This window comes from Bacillus sp. JNUCC-22, from assembly GCF_018861275.1.
GTDB classification, from domain to species: Bacteria; Bacillota; Bacilli; order Bacillales; family Bacillaceae; genus Bacillus; species Bacillus velezensis.
The window spans coordinates 1723488-1738464 of sequence record NZ_CP076408.1; the positions used below are offsets into that span (position 1 = coordinate 1723488).

The 14977-nt window shown below is 50.4% G+C and carries 1 protein-coding gene; it reads left to right on the plus strand.

All coding sequences use genetic code 11. The annotated features are described in order from the left end of the window. Nucleotides 1–24 precede the first annotated feature (24 nt). Nucleotides 25–14976, plus strand: coding sequence for a non-ribosomal peptide synthetase (locus tag JNUCC22_RS08660; RefSeq protein WP_216062269.1), 14952 nt, complete (start codon nucleotides 25–27; stop codon nucleotides 14974–14976). Nucleotide 14977 lies beyond the last annotated feature (1 nt).

A 14977-nucleotide genomic window follows, 5' to 3' on the forward strand; every position in this document is an offset into this window, starting at 1 on the left:
TACAGATGAAATGGAGGCAGCTCTATGAAAAGTGATATGAAGGCAAGCGGGTTACTCAAGCCATCTGTCAGCTATGGAAAATCATTGCGGCTTTCAGCGGATCAGCCGATGACGATTCCTGAAGTCCTGCACAAAACCGCCGCGGCAGCGGGAGATCAAAAGGGTATCACATATATACAGCCTGACGGCACCAAAGTGTACCAGACTTACAGCGGCCTGAAAAAGATCGCTCTTTCGATTGTGAAAGGGCTCCGCCAATCAGGAGTGAAGGCTCAGGATGAAGTCATATTACAGCTCAGTGACAATTCCCAGCTGATTCCTGCTTTTTGGGGCTGTGTTTTTTTAGGAGCGATCCCGGTTCCGCTTGCGGCCGCTCCGGCTTATACAGAAATGAACAGCGGGACGCAAAAACTGAAAGACGCTTGGACGCTTTTGAATCAGCCGTATGTCATCACAAGCCGTGACGTGCTGCCGGAGATGACTGAATGGGCGGAGGAGCAGGAGCTTTCCGGGTTTTGCGCTTTGGCGGCAGAAGATCTCAGTGCGCACGAAATGGATACGGACTGTCATCATCCCCGTCCGGAAGATTTGGCGATGCTGCTTTTGACCTCGGGAAGCACGGGCACGCCGAAAGCCGTGATGCTCAGCCATGAAAACATCGTCTGCATGGTCAAAGGAAATATTCAGATGCAGGGCTATACAAGTGATGATGTCACGTTTAACTGGATGCCTTTTGACCATGTCGGCGGCATCGGAATGCTTCATCTGCGTGATGTTTATCTCGGATGTGAGGAAATCAACATACCGAGCGAATCCATTTTGATGGACCCTTTAAAATGGCTCGACCTGATTGATCATTACCGCGCTTCGGTTACGTGGGCTCCCAATTTTGCCTTTGGACTGCTTGCCGATTTTGCAGAAGAGATTCAAACGCGGAAATGGGACTTATCTTCCATGCGTTACATGCTGAACGGCGGGGAGGCCGCGGTTGCGAAAGTCGGACGCAGAATTATGGAGCTTTTAGAGCCGCACGGTCTGCCGGCTAATGCCATCCGACCCGCATGGGGAATGTCCGAAACGTCTTCAGGCGTTATTTTCTCAGATGAGTTTACACTGGAAAACACGAGTGACGACGATCGTTTCGTCGAGATCGGTCTGCCGATCCCGGGATTTAATATGAGAATTACGGATGACCGCAATCAAGTGGTGGAAGAAGGAGAAATCGGCCGCTTCCAAGTGTCGGGTCTGACTGTAACGAGCGGATATTATGAGCGCCCGGACTTAAATGAGAGTGTCTTTACAGAAGACGGCTGGTTTGAAACGGGAGATCTCGGATTTCTGCGTGAAGGCCGCCTGACGATAACGGGGCGCACGAAAGATGCCATCATTATTAACGGTGTGAATTATTACAGCCATGCCATTGAATCAGCCGTTGAGGAATTGCCGGAAATTGAAACGTCTTATACAGCGGCATGCGCCGTCCGGCCGAATCAAAGCACGACAGATGAGCTGGCGATTTTCTTTGTGACATCTGTTCCGTTGGATGAGAATCGCATGACGAAGCTTCTTCATCACATTCACCAGCACGTGACACAGAGAATCGGCGTTACCCCTGATTATCTGCTTCCGGTCGCAAAAGAAGACATTCCTAAGACGGCGATCGGGAAAATCCAGCGCACTCAGCTGAAACATTCATTCGAACAAGGGCAATTTGATTCATTACATAATAGCAGACAAGAAGGCGTCAATTCAGAAACCGCTTCTGCCGAGAAAGATATTGAACGGGATTTTATCCGTTTTCTGAAAGAGGAACTTTCCATCGCGGATGAGCTCGTTGATCCAAATACGCCGTTTCAAAGTCTTGGCGTCAATTCCATCAAGATGATGAAACTCGCCAGATCAATTGAAAAAACGTATCACATCCGGCTGACGACAAGAGAGCTGCACAAAAACCCGACGATTGGCACTTTAGCGGCTTATACTGCTGAAAAAGCGGCAAACATGTCAGCGGAGCATCATCCCCAAAAAGCCGAACCGCCGGCAGAACGGGAGAGACGGCAAACGGCGCCAGCGCTTTCAGAAGTCCAAAAAGGGCTGTGGACATTGCAGAAAATGTCGCCTGAAACGACTGCATACCATGTCCCGCTCTGTTTCCGATTCACATCCGGAATCGACAAAGAGAAACTGAAACAGGCGTTTCAGCTCGTATTAAAGCAGCATCCGATGCTCAAAAGCGCCGTGAATGAAACAGACGGCGGGTTTTATTTCATAGAAGCGGCAGATCCTTTTGTATTCTCGGAAGAAGATATTTCTGACGTCAATGAATCACAAATATCCGCTCTGATACGAAAAAAAGTGAAAGAGCCGTTTGTCAAAGAAGGCGGGCCTTTGCTGCGCGTGCAGCTGCTTTCAAAATCCGCCGAGGAAAATTATCTTTTGACGGTCATTCACCACATCGTGTTTGACGGCATTTCATCCATTACATTTATTCACAGTCTGCTGGGTCATTATCAGGCGCTGATGGAGGGAAAAGAAGAGTTTGCGGCCGCTGCTCCCGGCATTCATCCCGATTTCGCGGCTTGGGAAAAGCGGTATTTAGCGGGTGAAGAAAGCAAAACTGCCCGCGCTTACTGGATGAAACAGCTCGGGGGCGATCTGCCTGACCTTCAGCTTCCGCCGACGCGCACGGACAGCAGTGTTCCGGAGTTTACAGAAGATACGATGACACGCCGTCTTCCCGAACGGCTGCTGAATAATATAACGGCGTTTGCCGCATCCCGTTCGATTCATTTGTCTACCGTCATGCTGAGCTGTTACATGGTGCTTTTAAGCAAATATACGGATAAGGAAGATATTGTGACAGGCATGCCTGCAATGGTCAGACCCGAAGAACGCTTTGACGGAGTGGTCGGCCATTTCCTCAACATGCTTCCCATACGGAGCAGAGCCGGACGAAAAGAAACATTTGCTGACTTTGTTCAAAAGGTGCAGGATGCCGTTCTGGACGGACTGGATCACTCATTTTATCCGTTTCCGAAAATGGTGCGTGATGTGCATGCGAAACCCCGGCAGAACGGTTCGCCTGTTTTCAGCAATGCCTTTTTCTATCAGAACTTTCTGCAGCATTCGAGCTATCAATCGATGCTTGATGAATACAAGGAATTCTCCTGTGAGTTTGTAAAAGACATTCATCAAGAGGGGGAATATGATCTTGTATTTGAAATGTGGGAAGAAGCATCAGGCATGGATCTTACGATTAAATACAGCACCGAATTATTCGACGAAGCAGGGGCGGCCAGACTTTTCAGCCAATTTGTACAGGCTGCTGAAGCTTTGACGGCGAATCCGGATACGCCGCTTGAGAACGTTTCTCTCATGACAAAAAGAGAGGAGCACATGATTCTTAATACTTGGAATGAGACAAGCCGTGAATATCCGGATGCCTGCTTCCATGAATTATTCGAACGTCAGGCGGCAGAAACGCCGGACGCTTGTGCGGTCGTGTATGAAGAGCAAAAGCTGACGTACCGTGAGCTTGATGAAAAAAGCACAAAGCTGGCGCTCTATTTGCAGGCGCACGGTGCAGGCCCTGATGATCTCATCGGCATTTATACAGACCGATCATTGCATATGGCTGTCGGCCTTCTCGGCATTTTAAAAGCCGGGGGAGCGTATGTGCCGCTTGATCCTTCTTATCCCGCTGACAGATTGGAATATATGATCACCGACAGCAGGATTTCAATGTGCCTGACGACAGCTGATTTAGAGCACTCTTTGAACTGGGGGGGCGTGCAGACAACTGCCATTGACCGCGATTGGTCTCATATTGAAAGTACAGCCGCGGAAAGAACGTCGCTGAAGCGGTTAGTGACACCTGACGATCTGGCGTATGTCATTTACACGTCGGGCAGCACGGGCAAACCGAAAGGCGTGATGATTCCGCACCGGGCGCTGACCAATTTCTTAATCTCGATGGCGAATGAACCGGGGCTTTCGTCCGAAGACAAACTGCTTGCCGTCACGACATATTGCTTTGACATCGCGGCACTGGAGCTTTACCTTCCTTTAATCAAAGGAGCGGAGTGCAACATCTGTAAGACAGAAGTCACAAAAGACGCACGGAAGCTGAAAGAGCTGATTCAAGAGTACAAACCGACGATCATGCAGGCGACCCCGTTTACATGGAAAATGCTCTTTCATTCCGGATGGTCAAATGAAGAAAATGTGAAAATCCTTTGCGGCGGAGAGGCGCTTAGCGAACAATTGAAGCAGCAGTTTCTCGATACGAAAAGTGAGGCTTGGAATATGTTCGGGCCGACAGAGACGACAATCTGGTCCGCGGTGCAGCGGATAACGGAGAATGAGAGCGCGCTTACGATCGGACGCCCGATCGCCAATACCCGCGTGTATATTATGGATTCCGGTCTCAACCCTGTTTTAGAAGGGGTGCCGGGAGAACTTTGTATTGCGGGAGACGGATTGGCAAGAGGGTATTTCAACAAGCCTGAGCTGACAGATAAAGCTTTCGTCAGCCACCGGCTCGAACTGGGATCAAAGCTTTATAAAACAGGCGATATGGCGCGCTTTCTTCCCGGCGGCCGCATTGAATACATGGGACGGATGGACACCCAAGTCAAAATCCGCGGCTACCGGATTGAACCCGGAGATATTGAGAGTCGGCTGAATGCCCATCCGGCCGTACAGGAAAGCGTAGTGGTTGTGAACAATCACTCAGGAAATGAGAAGCTTTGCGCGTTTTATATCCTGAAAAACGGAGAGCCGCTTCCATCTGCAAAGGAATTGCGCAATCATTTGAAACAAGCGCTGCCGGCCTATATGGCGCCAGCTTCGTTTGTCCGTCTTGAAGAGCTGCCGCTTACGCCGAACGGAAAAGTGGACCGCAAGCTTCTTGCTGCCCGCGATCTGACGGAAAAGCAGCCGGACACACAAACATTTTCATCAACTCATATCCAGCAGGCCGTACTGGCGATTTGGCAGGATGTATTGAAAAGCAAAGATATAGAGCTTGATGACCGCTTTTTTGATGCGGGGGGAGATTCGCTTCTTGCCGTGACTGTCACTGACCGGATGACGCAGGAATTGGATTGTGAATTCAGTGTAACGGAGCTGTTTGAATACGCGACGGTAAAAGACATCAGCCGGTATATCGCTGAACAAAAACCGAAAGAAGCCGTTTTGGCTCCTGTACCGCAAAAGAAAGTGAATACAGAAGATCGGGAACACCCGGCGGGAGAATTTCCCGATTATTACGAGGACAGCCTTGCGGTTATCGGTATATCCTGTGAGTTTCCGGGAGCGAAAGATCATTATGAATTTTGGAATAACATCAAAGAAGGCAAAGAAAGCATCACCTTCTTTTCAAAAGAAGAGCTCCGCCGATTCGGTATTTCTGAAGAACTGGCTGATCATCCCGGCTTCGTTCCGGCTAAATCAGTTTTAGAGGGGAAAGAAATGTTTGATCCCGGTTTCTTCGGCTTTTCACCGAAAGATGCGGAATATATGGACCCTCAGCTGAGAATGCTTTTGCTCCATTCATGGAAGGCAATCGAGGATGCGGGGTATATCTCCAAAGAAATTCCGGAAACAAGCGTGTATATGTCTGCCAGCACGAACTCTTACCGCAGCCTGCTGCCGGGGGAGACGACAGCACAGCTGGAAACGCCGGATGGCTACGTGTCATGGGTGCTTGCCCAAAGCGGTACGATTCCGACGATGATTTCTCATAAACTCGGGTTGAAAGGGCCGAGCTATTTTGTCCATGCCAACTGCTCATCTTCGTTAATCGGCCTGCATTCGGCTTTTCAAAGCCTGCAGTCCGGCGAAGCCAAGTACGCCCTTGTCGGCGGTGCGACCCTTCATACGGAATCAAGCGCCGGATATGTTCATCAGCCGGGGCTGAATTTTTCAAGCGACGGGCATATTAAAGCGTTTGACGCGGATGCTGACGGAATGATCGGCGGTGAAGGGGCCGGCGCCGTGCTCTTGAAAAAAGCGTCGGATGCGGTTAAGGACGGCGACCATATTTATGCGCTGCTGCGCGGAATCGGCGTCAATAACGACGGAGCGGATAAGGTCGGATTTTATGCGCCGAGCGTCAAAGGACAGGCTGAGGTCATTCAGAAGGTCATTGATCAGACGGGCATACATCCCGAAACGATCGCGTACGTCGAAGCTCACGGCACAGGAACAAAACTCGGCGATCCGATCGAACTGTCCGCACTTCAATCGGTGTACGGCCGATATACAGATAAAAAACAATACTGCGGCATCGGTTCAGTCAAAACAAATCTCGGGCATTTGGATACAGCGGCCGGAATGGCGGGCTGCATCAAGGTTGTCATGAGCTTATATCATCAGGAAATCGCGCCGAGCATCAATTACAAAGAGCCGAATCCGAATCTTCATTTAGAAGACTCTCCGTTTTACGTAGCGGAAGAAAAGAAAGAGTTAACCCGTGAGAACAGAGCGCACCGCATGGCTTTAAGCTCTTTCGGTCTTGGCGGGACAAACACACACGCGATTTTTGAACAATATCCGGATGCATCTGAAGCAGCAGACGCTGCCGGTCCGTTCATCATTCCGTTGTCTGCCAGAAAAAAAGATCGTCTGAAGGAGTACACAAAACAGCTGCTGGCTTTTCTGGAAAGAAAAACGGACACAGACCTCGCTGATCTTGCCTACACGTTCCAAGTCGGAAGGGAAGCGATGGAAGAGCGCGCGGCCTTTATCACAAGCGGCACTGCGGAGCTGAAGCGGCAGCTTGCCGATTTTATCAATGATAAGCCGGCAGTAACAGGCTGCTTCAGAGGAGAAAAACAGCAGGCGAAAGATATTGCCTGGCTTTCTGATGATGATGACAGCGCTGAACTCATTGAGAAATGGCTTGCGAAAGGAAAAGGACCGAAGCTCTGTGAAATGTGGAGTAAAGGCGTCGCCATCAATTGGCACAAGCTTTACAAAGACAAGCATCCGAAACGAATCAGCGTGCCGGTCTACCCGTTTGCAAAGGAGCCGTACTGGCCGAAAAAAGCAGAAAAGAACACATCTGCCGCACACACCGGAGTCTCAGTTTTACACCCGCTCGTGCAGCAAAACACGTCAGATTTGGCCGTTCAGCGGTTCAGCTCACGGTTTACAGGCTCAGAATTTTTCCTGAAGGATCATGTGGTCAGGGAAAAAGCGGTGCTGCCGGGAGCGGCATATTTGGAAATGTCTTATGAAGCGGTAAAACGTGCGCTTGGCGGCTTATTAAAAGACCAAGACAGAATAACGCTCCATCATACGGTCTGGATGAAACCGATCGTCGTTCACGAACAAGAGCGCCAAGTCCATATTGCGCTTTTCCCTGAAGAGGACGGCATCATCTCATATGACATTTACAGCGTAAACGCTGACGGCGAAGAAGTGCTGCACAGCCAAGGACGGGCCGAAATCATTAAGGCTGAACAAGAGCCTGAGGCCGACCTTTCTGCCATACAAAACAGATGCAAAGCGGATATTCTTGATCCGGCGGCCTTTTATCGGGAAGGCAGGAGCAGGGGGATGTTCCATGGAAGAGATTTCCAAGGCATTAAGTCCGCCTTTATCGGTGATAAAGAAGTGCTCTCGGACATACAGCTTCCGGATTCTGTTTCTCACACGAATGGACAATTTACACTTCATCCGAGCATCATTGATTCGGCTATTCAGACGGCGACGATCTGCATTATGCAGGAGTTTTCCGGACAAAAGCTGATTCTGCCGTTTGCGCTGGAATATCTTGAAGTCATCAAAGCATGCACGCCGACTATACGGGCGCATGCACGTTTCAGCGATGGATATCAAACCGGTGATTCCGTGCAGAAAGCCGACATTGACCTGTTCGACGAAACAGGAGCGCTTTGCGTGAAGGTGAGAGGATTCTCTACGAGAGAGCTTGAAGGCGATGCAGAATCGGCTCAGCGGCTATCAGGCTCGGAAAAGGTCTTGTTTGCACCGGTCTGGAAAGAAGCCGCCGCATCCGAGAAAGCTTCTGTCCATGCTGATGAGCATTTGATCATACTTTGTGAAGATGCCTGCCGTATAAAAGATGAAGCGGCATCCGGCCTGAAAGACGCCGAACTGCTGATTGCAGAAGGTGAGGGTGAAACAGCCGCTGAACGCTTCCAAAGCTTTGCGCAGACAATCGCCGAACACATCCGGCGGATCATCAGCGAAAAAAGGCAGGGCCGCATTCTGATTCAGACCGTTATCTCAGCAGACGGCAGCCAGCAATTGTTTGCGGGGTTAACAGGTTTGTTAAAAACAGCCGAGCTGGAATACGGAAAACTTGACTGTCAGCTCATCGAAATGGAATCAATCGGCGAAATGCCGGCTGTCGCTCAAAAACTGAAAAACGACAGTCATCGGCCGCATGATAAACATATCCGTTATAAAGGAGAAAAACGGTATGTGAAGGCTTGGGAAGAAATGCATCCCGCAGGGGGCGGCATCGTCTGGAAGGACGAAGGTGTATATCTGATTACCGGAGGCGCGGGAAGCCTGGGCTTGATGTTCGCAAAAGAAATCGCAGGTCGCGTAAAACACCCGAAAATCATTCTGACCGGCCGCTCAAATCTGGCAGAAGCCAAACAGCGTGAGCTTGCTATGCTTCAGCACTCCGGCGCAAATGTCGTCTACAAAAAGCTGAATGCGGCAGACCGGCGGGAAAATGAAGCGCTGATCAAAGAGATTACGTCGGAATTCGGAAAGCTTAACGGAATTATTCACGCTGCGGGAGTGATACAAGACCGCTTCCTGCTGCAAAAAACGAAGGAAGAGTTCAGAGAAGTACTTGACCCGAAAGTCATCGGAACCGCTTATTTAGATGAAGCCAGCAAAGACTGCAATCTTGACTTTTTCGTATTGTTCTCCAGTGTTTCCGGCGTTCTCGGCAATGTCGGGCAGGCTGATTATGCCGCCGGCAACGCGTTTATGGATGCATACGCCGCTTACAGGCAATCCCTTACGGAGAATGGCCTTCGGCACGGAAAAACGGTCGCCTTTAACTGGACGCTGTGGAAAGATGGCGGTATGCAGGCGGGAGACGAGACGGAGAAAATGATGAAAAAAGCTTTCGGCATGGTTCCGCTTCAAAAGGCGTCAGGCCTGGCTGCATTTTATGAAGGAATGGCTCAGGAAAAGCCGCAACTTTTAGCAGCCGAAGGACACGCAGCAAAATTAAAACAGTCGTTCCTATCTGTTTCTGAAACTGAAAAGCCGCAGGTGCAGAGTATAGAGCCTGTATCCGCCGTTTCGGGAGACAAATGGCACGGTGCGCTTATCCGATTGGTCAGTTCAATTTTAAAAGTCGGCCAAGACGAGATTGATATTGATACGGAACTGAGTGAATACGGTTTTGATTCCGTATCGTTTACCGTCTTTACGAATCAATTAAATGAAGCGTATCAGCTGGAGCTGGCGCCGACGATCTTCTTCGAACACGGGACGATCCGCAGTTTAGCAGAGTATTTGACGGATGAGGCAGAAGCCGGCCTTCCTTCTCAGCCGGAAGAAAAACACGATGCAGAAGAATCTCTTCAAACGCTTCACACCGCTTTGACAGCCATGGTAAGCGGCATTTTAAAAGTTGACCGTGAGGACATTGAGACAGATACGGAATTGAGTGAATACGGTTTTGATTCCGTATCCTTTACCGTCTTTACGAATCAATTAAATGAAGCGTATCAGCTGGAGCTGGCGCCGACGATTTTCTTTGAGTACGGAACGATCAGCGGTCTCGCCGGATATTTGGCAAAAGAGCATCCGGGCCGTTTCGGCGAAAAGAAGAAAGAGTCTCCGAAAAAAGAGCAGCCAAAAGCCCAAAAACCGAAAATGCAGCGGAAAAAGCGCTTCGCAACGGTAATGAACGCTGCGGCAGCGACACAAGAGCCGCGCCGCTTGGACCCGGTTGCCATTGTCGGAATCAGCGGCCGATTCCCGGGTGCAAAGGATATAGAGGAATTTTGGCGCAATTTGAAAGAAGGAAAGGATTCGATCACAACCATTCCGAAAGAACGCTGGGATTGGCAAGCGTTTGATGGCGACCCGAATCTTGAAGGGAACAAAACGAATATCAAGTGGGGCGGCTTTATCGACGGAATAGCTGAATTTGATCCGCTGTTCTTTGGGATTTCACCGCGGGAAGCCCAATATTTAGATCCGCAGCAGCGGCTGTTATTGACTTATGCATGGCGGGCGATAGAAGATGCGGGCTGTAAGCCGGAAAGCCTTTCCGGCACAAATACGGGCGTCTTTATCGGCACCGGAAATACCGGTTATAAAGATTTGTTCACAAGGGCAGGTCTTGCGCCGGAAGGACATGCGGCGACAGGCAGCATGATTCCTTCCATTGGTCCGAACCGTTTGAGCTATTTGTTAAATCTTCACGGGCCGAGCGAGCCGATTGAAACGGCATGCTCAAGCTCGCTTGTGGCGATTCACCGGGCGGTATCCGCTATAGAAAACGGAGAATGCGACATGGCGATTGCCGGGGGAATCAACACGATTCTGACGGAAGAAGCGCATATCAGCTACAGCAAAGCAGGCATGCTCAGCAAAGACGGAAAATGCAAAACCTTCTCCAAAGATGCCAACGGGTATGTCAGAGGAGAAGGCGCGGGAATTCTGATGCTCAAGAAGCTGACAGATGCAGAACGTGACGGCAATCCGATTTACGGCGTGATCCGCGGTACGGCTGAAAACCACGGCGGCCGGGCGAATACGTTAACCTCGCCGAATCCGAAACTGCAGGCTGATTTATTGGTGAAAGCATATCGGAAAGCGGGAGTGGACCCGAGCACCGTCACGTATATTGAAGCGCACGGTACAGGAACGGAATTGGGCGATCCGATTGAAATAAACGGTCTGAAAGCGGCGTTTCACGAGCTGGCGAAAACAAATCAAGAGCCCGAAGTCTCCGGTCACCGCTGCGGCATCGGTTCGGTCAAAAGCAATATCGGCCATTTAGAGCTTGCCGCGGGGGTATCAGGCGTCATGAAAGTGCTTTTGCAAATGAAACACAAAACGCTGGTGAAAAGCCTGCATTGCGAGACGATCAATCCGTACATTCAGCTTGATGACAGTCCTTTCTACATCGTGCGGGAAAATCAGGAATGGACGGCAGCAAAAGATAGAAACGGAAATGCCATTCCGCGCCGGGCCGGGGTCAGCTCATTTGGCATCGGCGGGGTCAACGCCCATATCGTCATTGAAGAGTATGTCCCGAAAGCAGCCGCTCAGCCTGAGCACAGCCCGGAAAATCCGGCAATCATCCTTTTGTCCGCCAAATCAAAAGAAAAATTGTTTGAACAGGCGCAGCAGCTGCAAAAAGCGATCCGTCAAACGCCGTATACAGATCAAGACTTGGCGGGCGTCGCTTATACGCTGCAAACCGGAAGGGACGAAATGGAAGAGCGCTTGGCCATTCTTGCAGCGACGATGGCGGAATTGGAAACAAAGCTGGAAGCATTTACGAAAAATGAGAAAAACATCGCCGGGCTGTATACCGGCCAGTCTCACCGCAATAAAGATACGTTTGCCTTGTTCACGGCCGATGAAGATATGGACATCGTCATTGACGCTTGGATCAGAAAAGGCAAATTCGCCAAGCTGGCAGAGGTATGGGTGAAAGGCGGCGTGTTGAATTGGAACCGGCTGTATGAAAAGGGTACGCCGCGTTTACTCAGTCTTCCGTCTTATCCGTTCGCAAAAGACACGTATTGGGTGCCTGAGAATCCTGACAAAAAGAAGGTCCATACAGAGGAACGGATGAAACGTATTCTGACGAAACAATGGGAACTGAGCCCGCTCGAACTGCGTGAACCGTGCGCACGTTCCGTTGCGATTTTGACAGGCGGGGACACGATCAATCTCGCAGAAGAGATCGCAGCGCATATGCCGAATCACCGTATCATCACCGCATCAGACCTTTCCGGTGAATATGACTGGCAGGCGTTTTACGGAGTCATCGACCTCCTCGGCGCAGCGAAAGAAGATTCTCAAGACATGGCCGGAATCAAATGGCTTCAGCAATTGATTGAGCATGGGCATAAAGAAGGGATGACACTGCTTTGTGTCACGAAAGACCTTGAGTCATTAAATAAAGAGGCCAATCAAACAACAGGAGCAAAACGGGCCGGTCTGTACAGAATGCTGGCATGTGAGTACGGTCATCTGTCTTCAAGGCATCTCGACCTTGAAGGAGCGCTTTCGGATGACGAACTGGCGAAGCAGATTGCCGATGAGTTTCATGCCCGTACTGATGACGCGGAAGTTTGCCGGAGGGACGGCTTGCGCTACCGCGCCGTATTGAGCGCCTCAGAAAATATGAATATGCAAGGCGAGAGAATTGATTTTCCGGACAACCATGTGCTTCTGATCACCGGAGGGACGAGAGGGATCGGTCTTTTATGCGCACGCCATTTTGCCGAACATTACGGAGTGAAAAAACTGGTGCTTACAGGACGTGAGACCCTTCCGCCGCGAAGTGAGTGGACAGGCGGACTGAATGGGGTGACGGCTTCTGTAAAAGCGAAAATTGAAGCTGTTCTCGACTTGGAATCCAAAGGTGTACAAGTGAAGGTATTGTCAGTCCCGTTAGCTGATGAAGCCGGGCTGAGACAGGAACTGAGTCAGATAAAACAGACGCTCGGACCTATCGGCGGCGTGATTCACTGCGCGGGTGTGACCGATAAAGAGACGCTCGCATTCATCAGAAAAACCGATGAAGACATACAGCGCGTGCTCGAGCCGAAAGTAGACGGGCTTCAGGCGTTATACAGTGTGCTCAGCGAAGAGCCGCTGAAGTTTTTCGTCTTGTTCTCTTCCGTGTCAGCTGCGATACCGGCGCTTTCGGCAGGACAGGCCGACTATGCCATGGCCAATGCGTATATGGACTATTTTGCAAACTCATACAAAGAGCAGCTGCCGATCGTAAGCATTCAGTGGCCGAACTGGAAAGAAACCGGAATGGGCGAAGTAACGAACAAAGCTTATAAAGAGAGCGGGCTATACAGCATCACGAATGCAGAAGGATTACAGCTCCTTGACGGCATACTTCTTGAATCAGCAAGGGGCCCGGTGCTGCCGGCCGTTCTGAATCCTAAGCTGTGGAAGCCGGAGCGATTCCTGCGGCGGAGCAGGCAGGATCAGCCAATGAGTCCGGCTATGGTAAAACCGGCGGAAAAAACCGCTGATACTGCCGCAGACAACGCTCAATTAACAAGGAAAACAGAAGAATGGCTGAAAGAATTATTTTCTGAAGAGCTGCGGATTGACCAGGATCAGCTTGAGACAGACGTATTATTCCAAGATTACGGAGTGGACTCCATTATCCTTGCCCAGCTTCTGCAGCGGATCAATCGGAATCTCTCGGCATCGCTTGACCCGTCCATTCTGTATGAATATCCGACGATTCAATCTTTCGCAAATTGGCTTCTCGAAGGATATACAGAAGTTTTGTCAGAACGGTTTGATTTGGCGGCGGCGGAGCCTGTTCTGAAGAAGCCGGCTGAGCCGGTGATTGAAACACAAGCCGTTAAGGTGCAAGAAGAGCCGGCCGGAAAACAGATTCACCGGGAAGATATCGCGGTCGTCGGCATGTCCTGCCGGTTTCCGGGAGCGGCTTCTTTAGAGGCGTACTGGTCGCTTTTGGCTGAAGGCCGTTCGGCTATCCGTCCTGTTCCGGCTGAACGATGGGGGTGGAAGACGCCTTATTACGCGGGAATGCTTGACGGAATCAATCAATTTGATCCGGACTTCTTTTTACTGGCAGAAGAAGATGTAAAGGCAATGGACCCTCAAGCTTTGGCCGCTCTGGAAGAATGCCTTAACCTGTGGTATCACGCGGGCTATACGCCGGATGAGATAAAGGGAGAAGCAATAGGTGTGTATCTCGGCGGACGCAGCCGTCACAGACCGGGTGAAGAGAAACTGCTGGACGCGAAAAACCCGATCGTCGCACTGGGCCAGAATTATTTGGCCGCAAATCTCTCTCAATACTTTGATATGCGCGGCCCGAGCGTTGTCCTCGATACGGCTTGTTCTTCTGCTTTAGTCGGAATGAATATGGCCGTGCAGGCTCTTGTAACAGGAGAAATAAAAGCGGCCGTCGTCGGCGGCGTGAGCCTGTTTGAATCAGAAGAAACCCATAAATTATTTGCACAGCGCGGCATATTAAGTAAAGCGCAGTCGTTCCATGTATTTGACGAACGCGCCGATGGAGTCGTGCTGGGCGAGGGTGTCGGAATGGTTCTATTAAAAACCGTGTCTCAGGCGATTGAAGACGGAGATTCTATTTATGCCGTAGTGAAGGCGGCATCCGTCAATAATGACGGAAGAACGGCCGGCCCGGCTACGCCGAGTCTGGAAGCGCAAAAATCCGTCATGAAGACGGCTCTTGAAAAAAGCGGAAAACAGCCGGAAGACATTACTCATATTGAAGCGAACGGTTCAGGCACGGTCGTGACGGATCTGTTAGAACTGAAGGCCATTCAATCCGTCTACCGTTCAAAAGACGCCGGCCCGCTCGGAATCGGATCTGTGAAACCGAACATCGGGCACCCGCTTTGCGCGGAAGGAATTGCAAGTTTCATAAAAGTTGTTCTCATGCTGAAAGAAAAGAGCTTTATTCCGTTTTTATCAGGCGAGCATGAAAACACACATTTTGATAGAGAAAAGGCCAATATTCAGTTCAGCCGCACTCTGGCAGACTGGCCGTCACCAATACCGGCGGCAGGAATTAACTGCTTTGCCGACGGCGGAACAAACGCCCACGTCATTGTGGAAGCGTGGCAGGAAGACGAAGGGCGCCGAATCAAGCGCCATCCTTTAACACCGCCTGCATTAAATAAGCGGCTGATTTCGCCGGACAGCAAAGAAGAAACGAACGAAAAAGCTGCGGCAAACATCTGGGATACCTATGAAGTGGAGGTTTAAC